The sequence below is a fragment of the Streptomyces cinnamoneus genome (genome assembly GCF_002939475.1).
In the GTDB taxonomy this organism is placed as follows: domain Bacteria; phylum Actinomycetota; class Actinomycetes; order Streptomycetales; family Streptomycetaceae; genus Streptomyces; species Streptomyces cinnamoneus_A.
Genome location: NZ_PKFQ01000001.1, coordinates 6,347,275 through 6,363,114, shown reverse-complemented (window position 1 = coordinate 6,363,114; position 15,840 = coordinate 6,347,275). Strand labels below are relative to the sequence as shown.

Annotated in this window: 12 protein-coding genes; 6 read left to right on the top strand and 6 right to left on the bottom strand. The window is 73.4% G+C overall.

The features are described from left to right. Positions 1-72 precede the first annotated feature (72 nt). From CYQ11_RS27950 to CYQ11_RS27935, 4 genes are all read left to right on the top strand, one after another. Positions 73-1,635, top strand: coding sequence for an alpha/beta hydrolase (locus CYQ11_RS27950; RefSeq protein ID WP_099198668.1), 1,563 nt, complete (start codon positions 73-75; stop codon positions 1,633-1,635). A gap of 67 nt (positions 1,636-1,702) precedes the next feature. Then, positions 1,703-2,947: a glycosyltransferase gene (locus tag CYQ11_RS27945; protein ID WP_099198667.1), complete on the top strand. Its 1,245-nt coding sequence runs from the start codon at positions 1,703-1,705 to the stop codon at positions 2,945-2,947. Between the two features lie 65 nt (positions 2,948-3,012). Further along, positions 3,013-4,311 carry a wax ester/triacylglycerol synthase domain-containing protein gene (locus tag CYQ11_RS27940; RefSeq protein WP_099198666.1) on the top strand — a complete coding sequence of 433 codons (1,299 nt, stop codon included), beginning with the start codon at positions 3,013-3,015 and terminating at the stop codon, positions 4,309-4,311. Between the two features lie 101 nt (positions 4,312-4,412). Continuing rightward, positions 4,413-5,351, top strand: a complete 939-nt coding sequence (locus CYQ11_RS27935; RefSeq protein WP_240003308.1) for an alpha/beta fold hydrolase — start codon at positions 4,413-4,415, stop codon at positions 5,349-5,351. 56 nt (positions 5,352-5,407) lie between these two features. Here CYQ11_RS27935 and CYQ11_RS27930 read toward each other — a convergent pair whose 3' ends face one another. From CYQ11_RS27930 to CYQ11_RS27910, 5 genes are all read right to left on the bottom strand, one after another. Continuing rightward, positions 5,408-6,358, bottom strand: coding sequence for a D-alanyl-D-alanine carboxypeptidase family protein (locus CYQ11_RS27930; protein WP_099198665.1), 951 nt, complete (start codon positions 6,356-6,358; stop codon positions 5,408-5,410). 205 nt (positions 6,359-6,563) lie between these two features. Then, positions 6,564-8,171 carry a phospholipase D-like domain-containing protein gene (locus CYQ11_RS27925; RefSeq protein ID WP_099198664.1) on the bottom strand — a complete coding sequence of 536 codons (1,608 nt, stop codon included), beginning with the start codon at positions 8,169-8,171 and terminating at the stop codon, positions 6,564-6,566. 93 nt (positions 8,172-8,264) lie between these two features. Further along, a complete protein-coding gene (locus tag CYQ11_RS27920) occupies positions 8,265-9,611 on the bottom strand; it encodes an MFS transporter (protein WP_181143810.1) in 1,347 nt (448 codons plus the stop codon). Then, complete coding sequence (locus CYQ11_RS27915; RefSeq protein WP_099198663.1) at positions 9,608-10,258, bottom strand: ArsR/SmtB family transcription factor; 651 nt, start codon at positions 10,256-10,258, stop codon at positions 9,608-9,610. The genes CYQ11_RS27920 and CYQ11_RS27915 overlap by 4 nt, the downstream gene beginning before the upstream one ends. An 83-nt stretch (positions 10,259-10,341) precedes the next feature. Beyond that, positions 10,342-11,490, bottom strand: coding sequence for an alpha/beta hydrolase (locus CYQ11_RS27910; protein WP_099198662.1), 1,149 nt, complete (start codon positions 11,488-11,490; stop codon positions 10,342-10,344). Positions 11,491-11,619: 129 nt separating this feature from the next. Here CYQ11_RS27910 and CYQ11_RS27905 point away from each other — a divergent pair, with 129 nt between their 5' ends. Then, on the top strand, positions 11,620-12,177 hold the full coding sequence (locus CYQ11_RS27905; RefSeq protein WP_099198661.1) for a GNAT family N-acetyltransferase: 558 nt from the start codon (positions 11,620-11,622) through the stop codon (positions 12,175-12,177). A gap of 57 nt (positions 12,178-12,234) precedes the next feature. On the opposite strand, the gene CYQ11_RS27900 is transcribed toward CYQ11_RS27905, so the two are convergent. Further along, the gene (locus CYQ11_RS27900) at positions 12,235-13,269 is read right to left on the bottom strand and encodes a PLL family lectin (RefSeq protein ID WP_099198660.1); all 1,035 of its coding nucleotides are present in this window, start codon (positions 13,267-13,269) and stop codon (positions 12,235-12,237) included. A gap of 374 nt (positions 13,270-13,643) precedes the next feature. On the opposite strand from CYQ11_RS27900, the gene CYQ11_RS27895 reads away from it, so the two are divergent. After that, a complete protein-coding gene (locus tag CYQ11_RS27895; RefSeq protein WP_099198659.1) occupies positions 13,644-15,812 on the top strand; it encodes a PIG-L family deacetylase in 2,169 nt (722 codons plus the stop codon). Positions 15,813-15,840: the final 28 nt, after the last annotated feature.

Sequence of the window (15,840 nt, the reverse complement as noted above, 5' to 3'; positions counted from 1 at the left end):
CACTGCCGATATCGATCGGGGGTGCTTCCCGCACGACCATCGAGGGGTAGCGAAGCGACCCCAGGAGGTTCGATGTTCACATCCGCCGCGGCACGGCGTACGGCGTCCGCACTGTCCACGGTGGTGGCGACGGCGATAGCCGCCGCCGTCCTTCCGGCGTCCGCCGCCCTGGCGGCCCGGCAGTCGGTGCCCGCCCGCTACGCGCAGCAGCGGCTGGACTGGCAGCCGTGCCAGGACTCGCCGCTGGAGTGCGCGACGATGACGGTCCCGCGCGACTGGCACCACCCCGGTGCCGGCGCGGACCTCACCATCGCGGTCTCCCGGCACCGGGCGAGCGACTCGGCGAAGCGGCGCGGGGTGCTGATGATGGCGGCCGGTGGTCCGGGCGGCTCGGGCCTGAAGCGGCCCCAGTACCTCGCCGGGGGGTCGCCCACGATCGACTCCTCGTACGACGTGGTGAGCTTCGACCAGCGCGGCGTCGGGCGCAGCACCCGCGCGGTGTGCGAGAGCGACGCGGAGTTCGCGGACTTCTTCGCCGGGGACTTCCGCGACCGCTCCCCCGCCGCCCTGGAGCGCGTGGTGAACCGTTCCCGCACCTTCGTGGAGAACTGCCGGAAGCGCAGCGGGGACCTGCTGCCCCACCTCACCACCGAGCAGACGGTGCGGGACATGGACCTGTTCCGGTCGCTGCTCGGGGAGCGGAAGATCTCCTACTACGGCGCCTCCTACGCCACGATGGTCGGCGCCTACTACGCCTCGCTGTTCCCCCAGCGCGTCGAGCGCGCCGTACTGGACAGCAACGTGGGCTTCGACGGCACCTGGGAGGACTTCTCGAAGGGGCAGCCGATGAGTTTCCAGCGCCGGTTCGACGAGGACTTCCTGCCGTGGCTGGCGACGTACGACCACGTCTACCACTACGGCGCCACGGCCGCCGAGGCGAAGGCGACGTGGGAGCGGCGCCGCGCCGCCCTGCGCGAGCATCCCCTGCGGGCCGGGCAGGCGGTGATCGGGCCCAACCAGCTGGACAACGGCGCGATCCAGGCGATCTACAACGCCGGGCAGGGCTTCGAGGCCCTGGCGACGGCGCTGGCGGCGCTGGAGCACTGGGACACCGCGGAACCGCGGGAGCAGGCCGTCGCGGCCAAGGTCTTCGGCTCCTACTCCGGCCCGGACTTCTTCGCCGAGTACTTCTCCGTGACCTGCAACGACACCCCGTGGACCCGGGACATGGCCTCCTGGGTCGAGCGCAGCGGCGAGGACACCGCGAACCTGCCGCTCGTGGGGGCCCGCGAGCTGGGGATCGCCGCCGTGTGCGCGGCCTGGCCGAAGTCGCCGGCGCCGAAGGTGAAGGTCACCGGCGCCGGGCTGCCGGCGACGCTGATGCTCAACTCGGTGCACGACCCCGCCACCTACCACGAGGCCGCCGTGCGGGCCCACCGCGCGCTGCGCGGCTCGCAGCTGGTCACCGTCACGGGCGACGGCGACCACGGCCAGTTCGAGAACGGCAACGCCTGCGTCGACGGCGTCGTGGACACCTACCTCACCACGGGTGCCGTGCCCGCGCGCGACACGACCTGCCCCGGCAAGCCGCTCCCCGTTCCGGCGGGGGCCGCCGCGGGGAAGCAAGGGAAGTAAAGGGCCCGCCGTATCCGTCCCCGGTGCCTTCTCGTTGACCCGGCAGGGCGGAAGAAGGGCCGGGGACATGTACATCCAGATCATCACAGCGGGCACCACGGGCTCGGTCGCTCCGTACACCGGCCTCGCTCACCGGCTGGCGGCCGAGGGGCACGACGTCGAGATCGTCACCCACGCGAAGTTCACCGAGCTGGTCTCCTGCTGCGGCATGCGGATGCGCCCCCTGGCGGCGGACCCCTTCGAGGAGCTGATCGGGGCGCACGGCCGCTTCCGGGACGCCGGGCGTTCGCCCGCCGCGCTCCGCGGCTTCGTCCGCGCCACCGAACGGGCGGCCCTGTCCCTGGTCGACGGCATCCTCGCCGCGGTGGACCCGAAGGCCGACCTGTTGCTGCTGTCCTCGATCGCGGCGCCGATCGGCCAGGTGGTGGCCCGGTACCACGGCATCCCCAGCATGGGTGCCTTCCTCCAGCCCGACGCCCCGACGGCGGCGTTCCCGCCGTGCACGATGCCGCTGCGGCCCCCGGGGTTCGGCAACCGCCTGCGGGGCGCCGCAGCGAACGCCGTGCTGGACGCGCTGTACGCCGCCGCGCACCGCAGCCTCCACGTGCGGCTCGGGCTCGCCCGGCGCGGCGGACACCGGCTGCGGCGGGAGCGGGAGCGCGGCCGCTGGCCGATCTGGCACGGCTTCAGCCCGTCGGTGGTGCCCCGTCCGGCGGACTGGCGGCCCGGGCTGCGCGTCGCGGGCTACTGGTGGCCGCACGAGTGCCCCACCTGGCAGCCGCCCGCGCTGGTCGGCGAGTTCCTCGCGGCGGGGCCGCCCCCGGTGTTCGTGGGGTTCGGCAGCATGATGCCGGGCGATCCGGACCGGCTCGCCGGCATCACGGCCCGCGCGCTGCGGCGGGCCGGGCTGCGGGGCGTGGTCCAGTCCGGCTGGGCGGGGCTGTCCGTGATGAACGACGACGTGATCACCGTCGGTCCGCTGCCGCACGGCTGGCTGATGCCGCGCATGGCCGCGGTGGTGCACCACGCCGGGGCCGGCACGACGGCCGCGGGGCTGCGGGCCGGCGTCCCGGCGGTGCCGGTCCCGGTCTTCACCGACCAGCCGTGGTGGGCGGCCCGGCTGGTGCGGCTGGGGGTGAGCCCCGAGGCGCTGCCGCTGGCCGGGCTCACCGCCGAACGGCTCGCCGGGGCCCTGGGCCGGGCCACGGGCGAGCCGCGGTTCGCCCGTCGGGCCGTCGAACTGGCCGGCAGGCTCGGCCGCGAGGACGGCGCGGGCACGGTCGCCCGGGCCGTGGCGGAGATGGCCGTGTGAGGCGGCCGTCAGGCCGAGGAGCGCCCCGGCAGCGGGCGCGTTCAGGATCCGGGAGGACCACTGCCATGAACCACCGCACACCGCCGGCTGGCGGCTGCGCGCTCACCAGGGACAGCGGACCGGCGGCCGACGCGCCCATGACGCCGCTCGACGCCTGGCTGTACCGGCACCAGAGCAGCGGGGCGGTCTGCATGACCGCCGGGATGCTCGCCTGGTTCGAGGGGCCCGCGCCGTCGCCGGCGCGGCTGCGCGAGCGCGTCCGCAGTCGCTGGGGCTCCCACGAGCGACTGCGTCTGACGGCGCTCGCGCCGACGGGCGAACCCCGCGCGTGGCCGAGGTGGGCGACCGAGCCGGCCTGGGATCCGCTCCGGCACGTCGTCGCCTTCCCCGACCCGCCGGACCTGCCCACCGCCCCGGAGGCGCTCGCCGCGCAGTTGCTCGGCCGGCCCCTCGGCCCCGGCCGGCCGCCCTGGCGGCTGCACCTGGTGCCCTCTCCCGGCGGCTTCGCCCTCCTGCTGGTCGCCCATCACGCGCTGCTCGACGGTACGTCGCTCGCGACCCTGCTGCGCACCCTGTGCGACGGGCCCGTGCCCCCGCCGCGGCGGGGCACGGATCCGGTGCCCCCGCCGCGGATGCGGCTGCCGCTGGCCCGGGCGCTGACGGACCTGCTGCCGAGGGCACGGCCCCTGCCGTTCCACGGGCCGGTGGACGCCCGGCGCGCGGTGGCGTACTGCCGGGTGCCGATGGCGGAGCTGAGCGGGGCGCGCGAGGCGCTGCCGTCGGGGCGGGCCTCCGCCAACGCCGTCTTCCTCGCCGCGACCGCCGGAGCGCTGCGGGCCTCGGGGCTGCTCGGCCGAAGACCGCTGCCGGGTGCGTGGGCGATGGTGCCGGTGGACGTGCGCACCGGCGACGAGGCGGCGCTGCTGGGCAACCACTACGCGACGGTCAGGGTGCCGCTGCCGGGATCCGCGGACCCCGTGCGGCGGCTCGCCGCGGTCGACGGTTTCACCCGGCGGGCTGTGCTCAAGCAGCGGGCCCGGGCCCAGGCGCTCCTGGTGGCCTCACGGCCGAGGCGCTACGGGGCGCTCACCGAGGCGCTCGGCCGGTACGCGGACTCCCCCTACTACTCCTCGGTGTTGTGCAGCAGCGTGGCGACGCATGCCGGCCCGCTGGCCCTGGGCGGCGCGCGGCTCACGGCCCTCACCGCGCTGCCCTCGCTCAGCCCGGGGCACCCGCTGGCGCTGACCATGACCCTGCACGACGCGCACGTCGTGGTGACCGCCGTGACGGACCACGGTCACCGCCATCTGGCCGCGCGGACGGCCGCGCTCATCGGGCGTGAGATCCGCGCCCTCCGGCCGTGAACGGGCCCGCCGTCGCCCGCGCCGTGCCGGACCCGGGGGCAGTAACGTCACGCCACTGCTCTCGTTCCCCTGGTGTAGCCCCCCACGAACGGAGACCGGACGTGCCGACGCGTATCGCACTCTCGGAAGAGGTCATCCCGCTCACCCTCGACGGTTACGCGTACAGCGGCCGGATCATCCACCAGCCCAACGCCAGGCTGGCCCCCATCGTCTTCGTCGGAGGGGCGTTCCAGTACCAGAACGCCTGGGGCCGCCTGGAGCAGGGATGCCGGGAGGCGGCGAGCGTGATCACGGTGGACCTGCCGGGCTGGGGCGGCGCGGACCGCCTGCCCGCCCACTACGGCTTCGACTTCCTCACCGAGGCCCTGGACCAGCTGCTCGCCAAGGTGGCGCCCAGCCCGGTGAACGTCCTCGGCGCCTCCTACGGCAGCGCGGTGGCCTATCAGTGGGCGCGTGACCATCCGGACCGGGCCGAGCGGGTCGCCCTCTTCGGCACCATGTCGCACCTGACCGCCTCCGCCCGCGCCCGTGTGCAGCTCACGCTCGACCTGGCGGAGCAGGAACGGCACGCGGAGTTCGTCGAGTGCGTGCTGGAGGGCATGATGTGCACCTCGCCGCGGGTGACGGTCGCGCGCCGGGCCACCGTCGCCAGGTGCCTCACCCGGGCCCTGCGCGAGATGAGCCCGGACGACCTCGCGAAGTACCGGGACAACTCCCTGCGGCTGCTGGCCAACGCACGGCTGCCGGCCGGTCCGCCCGTGCGCGTCCCGGTGCTGGTGGCCACGGGCGAGCACGACCCGCTCAGCACTCCGGCCCTGAGCCGGGAGGCCGCGGCGCAGTGCGCCGACGCCCGGTTCGTGGCGTTCCGCAACGCGGACCACCTCCTGCACCTGGAGTGCCCGGCCGAGGTGGTGGACCTGCTGACGCGCTTCTTCTCCGGGGACTCCCTCAGCGGTCTCGACTACTGCCACCCGGTCGAGCACATCCGTCACCGGATGCGCAACGCCCTTCCGTCGCCCCGCCCTTCCACCGGGCACTGAGCCGCGGGCGGTCCGGCCCGGGGAGCTCGGCTCCGCGTGACCGGACCGCCGGGGCGTCAGTCCTCGTGCGCTCCGCTGGGCAGGCGGCGCAGCGTGAGCGGGGTCCTGACGTGGTAGGCGTAGTCCAGCATCCTCGCCGCGTCCGGGTAGCGGCCGGCGGGGTCGTTGAGGATCACGCCCACCACCGTCCGGCCCTCGCGCTGTGCCGCGAACACCAGGCACGGGCCGGCGGAAGAGGTCGAACCGGTCTTGACACCGATCACCCCGCGGTACGAGCCGAGGAGCTTGTTGGTGTTGTACCAGCTGTAGAGCCGGTTGACGTTCGCGGCCTTCTGCTGGGTGCTCGTGGACTTCACGACCTTGAGGAGTTCGTTCTTCCGCAGCGCGTGCTTGGCGAGCTCTGCCAGGTCCCGGGGCGTGGTGTAGTTGGCGCCCCGGGCGGAATTGCCGTCGAACGAATCGTAGTGCGTGTTGTTCAGGCCGAGTTCACGGGCCTTGTCGTTCATCTTGTCGATGAAGGACCCGGTGCGTTCCTGCTCCGTCTCCCCGTCGCCGAAGGTGTCGGCGAGCGCGTAGGCCGCGTCGCAGCCGGAGGGGAGCATCAGCGCGTAGAGCAACTGCCGCACGGTGAGCTGGTCGCCCGTGCGCAGGTCGGCGGTGCTCGCCTGCTTGCGCGTGACCCAGTCGCGGTAGGACTGCTTGACGGTGACGCGCGTGTTCAGGTCGTCCGCGTGCTCGTCGAGGACCACGACGGCCGTCATGATCTTGGTGGTGCTGGCCATCGGGCGCTTGGTCTGGGCGTCCTTCTGCCACAGCGTGCGGTCCGCCCCGCCGTCGAGCAGGTAGGCGCCCTTGGCCGTGATGCCCGCCGGACCGGCCGCGGCCTCGGCGGTGGTCGTCGGGAGAGCGGCCGCGACGGCGGCGGCCGAGGCGGTCAGCGCCGCTCCCCAACGGCGGGCCGCCGCCCGGCTGGACCGCGTCTCGACGCTTCCCCCACAGTGCTCCATGAAGTCTCCAGAATTCCTCGCTGATCGGTTGAGGCGAGCGCATGGTCGCACCCGATACGACGCGAGATGAAATCCGTTCACTCATGAGTGAAGACAGTCGGATAATCCCTCGAAATTCGAACTTGTTTATCTCGAACTCGCTGGTGGGGGAAAGGAGAAGTGCCCGCACCCCTGCGGTGCGGGCACTTCGGCCGGGACGGCCGGGTCAGACCGAGCAGACGCCCCGTGCGTGGTCGACCGTGGCGGTCGCCTGCGAGTACTGCCACTCGGGCTCCAGCAGCTTGGCGCGCAGCTGGGCGGCGGCCTCCGGGCTCTCGACGATGTAGCCGAAGTCCTGGAGCCACGAGGGGTAGAGGTTCTTGGAGCCGATGTAGAAGGCGGAGTCGTCGACGGAGACGAGCTTGTGGTGCAGCGGGTAGGCGTGCCCGTCGGCCCAGTTCGCGTTCGCGGAGCTGCGGAAGGAGGCGAGCTGGAGGTTGGAGCACATGGCCGCGCGCGCCTTCTGCTGGTCACCGGTGACCAGGGCGAGACGGCCCCGCAGGGCGTCGCTGATCTCGGACAGCGACTTGATCTGCGAGTAGCCGCCGCTGCCGACCGTGCCGCGGTTGGCGGGGTCGCTGACCACGATGCGGACCTTCACACCGGCGGCGATCTTGGCGGCCAGGAGGTCGTAGAGCCGGACGTCGTAGCGGGCGATCGGCGGACAGGTGGCGTTGAGGTCCTGCTGCGAGATCTCGATGTGCTTGCCGGCGCTGGCGACCAGCGCCCGCAGGGCGCTCTCCTCGGGGTTGACCGTGTCGTAGTCGCGGTCGGCGTTGGTCTTGTCCGGCAGCCCCACCACGCACCGGGTGTCCGGGGCGGTCGGCAGCTGGGGACGGAAGGAGGAGGCGGGGTCGACGTCCTTGATGCCCACGCCCAGGCCGCCGACGGCGATCACGGGGACGTTGCCCGTGGGCCCGGAGGGCTTGGGGTTGGCGTCCTTCTCCATCGTCGGCATGCAGTCACCGCCCGACGAGGCGAACCAGACACTGGCGATGTTGCCCTTGTTCTGGCACGTCCACGTCCAGAGGGTGTCCAGATACCGCCCCGCGGAGTTCGCGGCGGGACCGGTCAGCACGAGGTCGACGTCGGTCACCGGGTGGGCGGTGTCGACGTAGTCGCCCTTCCAGCTGTTGATGCCGCCGGTGATCGCCGACTCGCCGTCCACCACGAGGAGCTTGGAGTGGTTCCACGAGAAGCTGGTCTTGGACGTGGTCATCGAGGCGACGTTGAGCGTGACGTCGTCGGCGGCCTTGCCCAGCCGGGCCTTCAGGTCGTCACGGTACTTCGAGGGCAGCACGTTCATGTGGTACACGGGCGCCGCGCCGACGAGGACCCGCACGCGGAGCTTGTTCCCGGCCTCCGCCGAGGACTTCAGGCCCGCGGCGATCGCGTCCTGGAACGCTCCGTCGGGGAACGGTGCGAGGGTGGATATGTCGACCGTGCGCTTCGCCTTGGAGATGTTCTCCGTCATCTTGGCGAGGAGCCGCTTGGTGCCCGCGCGGTCGGCGCACTTGTCGTCGCCCCAGCAGCCGGGGGTCTGCAGGAGCCAGTCGGACGGGTCCGCGCCGGAGGCGTCGAGCTTGTTGCCGGCGGTGCGCTGCCAGACCTCGCCTTCGAGCCCTGGGGACACCTCGCGCAGCGCCTTCTCCACGGCGTCGAGGTGCGGGGTGTCGGACGGGCTCGCGAGGGCGGGGGTCGCGGGGAACACGGCGAGAACGACTGCCGTGATCGCCGCGCAGCGCGCGAGACGGCGGGGGCGGTAGCGGACCAATGCGCATCCTTCGGGGTGAACGGAAGATCAACGCGCAGAAGCTACCAGCTGACGGACCGTCGGATGGCACGGGTCACCGAGGCTCCGACAAGATCAGGACACCGCCGGCGCCTCCGGCTGCCGCCCTGTGGCCTCGTCCTCGGCGCTCTCCCGCGGTGGCTCCTCCCCGCCCGTGGAGCGGGACCGCCGCGACCGGTCCATGGCCTTCCACTCCGGCCGCAGCCCGGACAAGCTGATCGTCACGGCGTGGGCCGCGCCGCCGGCCACCAGCGCCGGAACCAGTCCGGCCGTCGTCACCGCCGCCCCCGCGAGCAGCCCGCCGAAGGGGATGCCCGCCCAGGCCAGCGCGGAGCCCAGCGCCTTGACGCGGCCGAGCAGGCCGCGGGGCACCCGCTCGTAGAGGACCGCGCCGAGTATGGGGTTGAGGAAGCCGCCACCGAAGCCGCTCACGGCGAACACGGCCGCCACCGCCCACATGGGGGCCCCGCAGGCGAGGATCAGGAACCGCGGTGCGCCGTCCAGCAGGAAGCCGGCGAAGAACACCAGCCGGCGCCGCAGCCGGTGGGCGACCGCGGCGGCTATGAGGCTGCCGCAGACGGCGGCGACGCCGGCCACGCTGCCGGTCAGCCCGATGACGGCCGGACCGCCCCCGGACTCCTTGGCCCACACGGGCAGGAGGACCGAGGAGAAGGCGGTGTTCAGGAGGTTGGTGACGCCGACGGTGACGGTGATGCCGAGCAGCAAGCGGTCACCCCGCAGGAAGGAGAACCCCTCGCCGAGACGCCGCCAGTAGCCGGCCGGCTCCCGCGTCTGCCGCGTGCCGTCGCCGGTCTCGGTCGCGCGCCCCACGTCACGCGGCATGAGCACTCCGACGACCAGCGAACCCAGCGCGAAGCAGGCGGCGTTGACGGCCAGCCCGGCCAGCGGTCCGACGAGCGCCACCAGTGCCCCGGCCACCGCCGGCCCGACCGTGGACGCCAGCCGCTCGGTCACTCCGGCGAGCCCCGTGGCCCGTTCCACCGGCAACCCGCCGCGCTCGGCGGCCTCCGGCACCATGACCGTCTTGGCCAGGTCGCCCGGCCCCCGCACCACCCCGATCACCGCGACCAGGCCGAGCAGCAGCCAGAACGGCAGCAGTCCCAGGACGTGGAGCGCGGGGACGAACGCCGCGGCGACCGCGCTGAGCAGGTCGGCGTTCCAGGAGACACGGCGCGGGCCCGCCTTGTCGACGAGCGGCCCGCTGAGGGCCTGGACCACTACGTAGGGTGCCATCTCGCAGAAGGCGACGAGCCCGGTCCGCGTGGCGCTGCCCGTGCTGACCAGGACGAACCACGGCAGGGCGACCGCCGATACGCGGGTGCCGGTCAGGGAGACCGCCATGCCCGCGAGCACGCCGGCCAGCGGACCAAAGCCCCGGCCGGCGGGTCCGCGCGCGCTCATCGCGGCCGGTTCTCGACGGCGGCGTCGGGATCGGCCGGTTCGGGCAGCATGTGGAGGACGAGCATGACGCGCTCGGCCCCCTCGGGGCCGGGGTCCGCGTCCAGGGGGGCCAGCTGTTCCTGCCGGTAGCGGGAGAGGACCGACCGCAGCTCGTCCCCGAGCTCGCGGGCCTCCTCGGGGGTGAGCCGCAGGACCCAGTCGCTCAGACCGAGCCGGTCGCGCCACGGCCGGGGCATCGAGGGGAACTGGCCCAGCGCCAGCCGGGTGCGCAGGGTGTGGGTGTCGGCGACGGACCGCAGATAGGCGAGCACGGCCTCGGGCTCGCTGTCGGCCAGGTCCTTGTCGGTGAACCACGTCGCCCGGTGCACGGCGCGCCACCAGCGTTCCCGGGCGTTGCCGCGCTCGGTGTCCTCCTCGACGAAGCCGGCCGCCGCGAGCTGGCGGAGGTGATAGCTCGTCACCCCCGAGGCCAGCGACAGCCGTTCGGCCAGCCGGGTGGCCGTGGAGGGGCCGTGCAGGCGCAGCAGTCCGACCAGTTGCACGCGGACGGGATGGGCGAGGGCGCGCAGGCCCTTGGCGTCCAGGACGACATCGGTGGCCGGGTCCGGCCCGGGGGGCCGGGCGGTCCGCTCGGAGGGGTCGGTCATGGCGCCACCGTAGACTGCCAAGAGTTCTTCGCAAAGAGGTTTTCGCAAAGGAACCTTGGCAGTTGGGCGTGCGGGGCGGTCCGCTAGTGAACGGCGTCGTACCGACCCAGCGCGATCCGGGCGAAGTTGTGCAGCGACCGGGTCTCGGGGGCGAAGTAGCCGCTGTGGCCGTGGGCACCGTCCGAGGCGACCGGCCGGGCGCCGAACGACGCGGACGTGGGGTCCGTGCCGTGGCCGAGGCCCAGGAGCCGGACGTGGGGGACCCGCCCGATCCAGTCGGCGCCGTTGCGGCGCACCGCCCAGACGCGGGCCCCGGTGCGCAGGGCGGCGGCGGAGCCGGCACGGACGCCGGGGCTGGCCAGGACGACGAGGTCGGCGGCCTCGGCGGAGCCCAGCTCGGGGGCGGCGAGCCCGCAGACGACCGAGCCGTAGCTGTGGCAGAAGACCGCGGGCGGGGCGGAGGTGCCCGCGGCGGCGAGGCCGGCGAGGAAGCGGTCCAGGCGCGGCGCGCCGGCCTGGGCGAGGCGTCCGGTGGCGGCGTCGAGTCCGACCCCGACCGGGGTGGTGTAACCGGCCCAGGCGATCACGGCGGCGGGGGTGTCCGGGGCCTGCCGGGCCATCTCCTCGCGCAGGGCGCGGGCCATCCCGGCGGGGGTGTCGGGGCGCCCGTCCCGGTCGAAGGAGGCGAGGTCGGTGTCCGAGCCGGGCACGACGACCGCCGTGCGGCGGGCGGTCGCCCAGTCGCCGTACACCTCGGCCAGCTGGCCCCGGCCACGGGGGTCGAAGGCGAGGATCTGCCGTCCGGGGCGGAGGAGCCGCGTGTAGCGCTCGTCGAGCTCGCGGGCCCGCCGGCGCTCGTACGACGGCAGCGAGGAGTTGGTGGAGCGCGCCCGCTCCTTGTCGCGCTCGGCGGTCAGTGCCCACCGGTTGGCCTCGTACCGCAGGGCCACGGGGGCGCCGTCCAGGTTGCCCACGACCAAGGAGTGACGTGCCGTCAGGTCATGTCGTCCGGCCTCCGTGAGCGTGGCGAAGAAGCGGGAGACCTCGGCGGGCCGGGCCGTGGCGGGGTCCGGCAGCGGCCGGGCGAGGGAGCGGTCCGCGCGCCAGGCGGCGGTGCCGGGGGGCGGGCCGGTGACGGCGTTCTGCTCGCCGCCGGCGGCCCACCCCGCCGTGCCCGCCATGACGGTCGTCGCCAGGGCGGCGGCGACCAGGGTGCGCTTGAAGCGGCGCATGATCGGGTCTTCCCCCTCGTTCGGTGCTGTGACGAGGGGAAACGTAGGAAGACGGCCGCTGACGCGGCGTCACACCACGGAGCCAACCAGGAGGGCATACCGGAGTATGAGGGCGTCTACGGTAGGCGGATGATCGCTGACTACTGCGCCCTCACCCCGGACGTCCTCCTGCGTCCCGCGGCGACCGACGACGCGGCGGCCCTCGCTCGCGCCTACCGCCGCAACCGCGACCACCTGCGCCCCTGGGAACCGAACCGGAACGAGACCTTCTTCACCACGGAGGGCCAGGCGGACCGGCTGCGCGACATGGCGGCGCTGCGCCGCGCCGGGCGGATGATGCCCTGGGTGCTGGCCGACGGCCGGGGCGAGATCGTGGGCCTGGTCAATCTCGCCAACATCGTGCACAACGCCTTTCGCAGCACCAACCTCGGCTACTGGGTCGACGCCGGGCACGCGGGCAAGGGCCTGGCCACCGCCGCCGTGCTCGCCGTCTGCCGGGACGCCGACGAGCGGCTCGGCCTGCACCGGATCGAGGCGGGCACCGTGCTGACCAACACCGCCTCCCAGCGGGTGCTGGAGAAGTGCGGCTTCGAACTGATCGGCACGGCCCGCAACTACCTCCACATCGACGGCGCCTGGCGCGACCACCTGCTCTTCCAGAAGATCCTCAACGACCGGCCGGCGTGAAGCGCGGGCTCCGCCGGGCCGCGGGGCGGCGCGTGCGAGCCCGTGACGGCCGAGTCGTCACGCCCAGTTCTGCCGCTGGAGCCAGAGCCCGCGGCCCTCGCCGGACCCTTGGGTGAACACGTAGAGCAGCCCCACCCGGTTCATGATCACCGGGTTGGCGCCGACTTCGCCGATCTCGCCGCCCAACGACTGGAACTCGTCATAGGCGGCACCGTTCCCGGCGGACTGCACGGTGACCCACAGCTTGCCGTCCGTGCCCTTGGCGAGGACGTTGACGCGACCGTCCTGGCCGAGGCAGGCGGTGGGGCGGTCGGCGATCGCGCCGCCCAGGGAGGCGGGACTCCCCCAGCCCTCGTAGTCGTCGCCCTGCCCGGCCCGCCAGGCCGCGCCGTCGGCGCCGCGGTAGAAGATCTGGACGCGCGAGGCGGCGTCGACGATCGCCGAGGGACGGCTGGTGACGCCCTCGGCCCGCCGCTGGAAGGCGTCCCAGGCGTCCGCCGAGTCCGCGGCCTTCTGCTGGACGGCGTGGAGGGTGTCCCCCTCGCCGCGGACGGCCACGACGATCCGCCCGGAGCCGTCGAGAGCCGGCGAGGGCGTCTCGGTCAGCGCGCCGCCGAGCGACGCCGGTCCGCTGTACGTCGCGTAGGCCAGGTTCTGGTTGCGGGTGTACCACAGGGCGCCGTCCGTCCCCCGGAAGAAGACGTGGATCCGTCCGTCGGCGTCGAGCGTGGCCGCCGGATCGCCGCCGACGTTCGTGACGATGCGCTGCGGCGGGCCGAAAACGGTGTTGACGGCGGTCTGGGCGACGACTTCGAGGTGGTGGTCCGGGGTGCGGTAGAAGACGCGGATCCTTCCGTCCCTGCCGCGGATCGCGCTGGGCGCCCCCGCGATGCGGGCCCCCTCGTGCCGCAGCCACGCGGACCAGCCGCGGGCCCGGGTCTCCCAGATCGTCCAGAGCGAACCGTCCTCGCCCCGGACGAACGCCTGGACGCGGTTGTCGGAGTTCAGGGCCGCCGACGGCTCCGCGTGGACGGTGCCCTCCAGCTCGGTCCAGTTGCCCCACTTGGTACCGGGTGCGGTGGAGACAGGCATGCAAACTCCTCGATCGTCGGTGTGCCGAGTTGTCGCGCCGGAGCCCAACCTAGCCACGGCCGGGGAGAAGGCAGAGGCGGTTATGAGCTGGCGCGATATCGGCGTTCGGCACGCTGCGCGGAGGAGCCCGTTCCGTACGTGTGGTGTTCACCACATGACTCACGGTGATGATTTGCGTTCCCTGTGCTCACGTTGTGCGACCGCTTCGGAATTTATGTCGGGTCGACGCACGGCTGTTACACAACAGCAGGGAAACGGCGGGTTGCCGCTCATATGATCGAACTCTTGTATCCATGGGGGGAGCGGTCGCCGTCACCCCTCTTTCTCGTTGACCAGCGCGCTCACTTGGCGCAGAAGACAAGAGGAGACAGCCTGTGCCAGGGCGAATACCACGTCGACGCGTCCTCCAGATAGCCGGCGGCACCGCGGTCGTCGGAGCCGGTGCGGTGGGCACGTGGCAGTGGCTGGCGCCCGAGGACAAGGGCCGGCCGGGGTCCGGGGAGTTTCCCGCACGGCCCGCGAAGGCCGTGACCTCCGAGGCCGTCGTCCACGTCATGGCACACGAGGACGACTCCCTGTTCTTCATGAACCCGGAGCTGGAGCAGTCCATACGCAGCGGCGCCCCGACCCTGACGGTCTGCATGACCGGCGGCGAGTCCGACGGCCGCAACGCGCTCTCCACGGAGCCGGGCTACGACAAACTGCCCATGAAGCGCCCCGAGTTCGTCCGGGCCCGGATGAACGGCCTGCGCGAGGCGACCGCCCAGATGGCCACCGGCGACTGGCTCAGCCCCTGGACCGTGGAGACGCTGAGGCTCCTCCCGGGCCTGGAGGTCGAGCTGCAGACGCTCAAGGCCGCCCCCCAGATCCAGCTCATCTTCATGGAGCTGGTCGAGGCCCGGGCCATCAAGAACCCCAAGAAGGAAAGCCTGCGCGGCCTGTGGCTGGGCGCCGCCCCCGACCTCACGACGCTGGTCCCGGCCGGCGGTCCGGTCAGGAAGGCCTACCGGTACACGCGCCAGCAGGTCATCGACACGCTCACCGCGGTGTTCGAGCGCTACCAGCCGACCGTGGTGCGCACCCTCGACCCGAACCCCACCCACCGGGCGAAGCAGCCGGAGTTCCCGGGCACCCCCCCGGTCCTCCAGGGCATATCCCACTACGACCACCAGGACCACACGGCGTCCGCCTACTTCGCGCAGGCCGCCCTGGCGCAGTTCTGGGGCCGTAAGCACTCCCGCCCGGTGGCCGTCGACACCTACGTCGGCTACGAGGTCGACATGCTGCCGAACAGCCTGGACGACGCCACCACGGCCCACAAGATCAAGATCCTCGACACCTACGGCTGGGTGGGCGACAAGGACTGCGGCGACAAGGCCGGCTGCGGGGACCGCAAGGTCGGCAACCGCGGCAGGGACTACCGCTGGTCGAACAACCTCCGCCACCGGGCCACCGGCACGCAGCGCTGGGTGCAGCCCCTCCCCGACGGCCGGCTCGCCGCCTTCGCCGTCCTCGACGGCCAGGCGCAGTGCTGGACGGAGACCAAGGCCGGCAGCGGCGTCTGGTCGCAGCCGGCCTCCGTGGGCGGCTCGATGCTGGAGGGCCAGGTGCAGGTGCTGCGCCGCTCCGACGGCAGCCTCCAGCTGTTCTCCGTCCGCACCGTGCTCCCCGCCAAGGGCGAGGACCACCGGCGCGAGATCGTCACCGCCCGGCAGGAGGGCAAGACGCCCGACGGCGGCACCCCGGCGTTCGCGGCCTGGGAGTCCCTCGGGTCGCCCGACGCCGACCCGGAGCGGTCGATGGAGACCGGCTACCCCGTGGCGGTCGAGGACAAGGACGGTTCGGTCCACGTCTTCGTGAAGAACTTCGACGGCGGCGTGAGCTTCCGCAGCAGCGCGAGCGGCCAGGGCTGGCGGGACTGGGCCGCGCTGCCCGCCGTCGCCGGCGACGTGCGGATCGAGGACGGCATCGACGTCGCCCTCGACAACCAGGGCCGGATCCACGTCGTGGCCGCCGACACCAAGACCGTCCACCACTGGGTCAGCGAGCCGGGCGACGCGGCGCCGAAGCCGGCCGGGGCCACGCGACTGCCCGCCGCGACCGGCCCGCTGACCCTCACCCCGCTCTCCGGCGGCGGCATCCGCCTGGCCATGCGCCAGCCCGTCACCTCCCGCGTGGTCGTCGCCGACCTGGCGGCGGGCGGCGGTTGGCGGGTGACCTCCGAGTGCGAGGCCTTCGGCGGCTACGGCCGGGTGGCGCTGGCGCAGGTGGAGAACACCACCGTGATCGCGGCCCGCGACGACAAGGGCCGGGTGCGGCTCTCGGTGGGCTCCGGCCGTCCGGGTCCCTGGCAGGACGGCGGTGTCCCGCACCGGGCCACGGCCGCCCTCGCGCAGGACGCCCAGGGCCGCACGGTCGTCGTCGCCCTCGGCACGGACGGACGGCTCAGCAGCACCCGGGGCGCGGGCTCGGGCTCGTCGTCCTTCGGCGACTGGATCGGCCACGACGGCCAGGTCCGCAAGGGCGACACCCAGGACTCCTGAGCCCGGTTCCGGCACAGCGTCGATGACG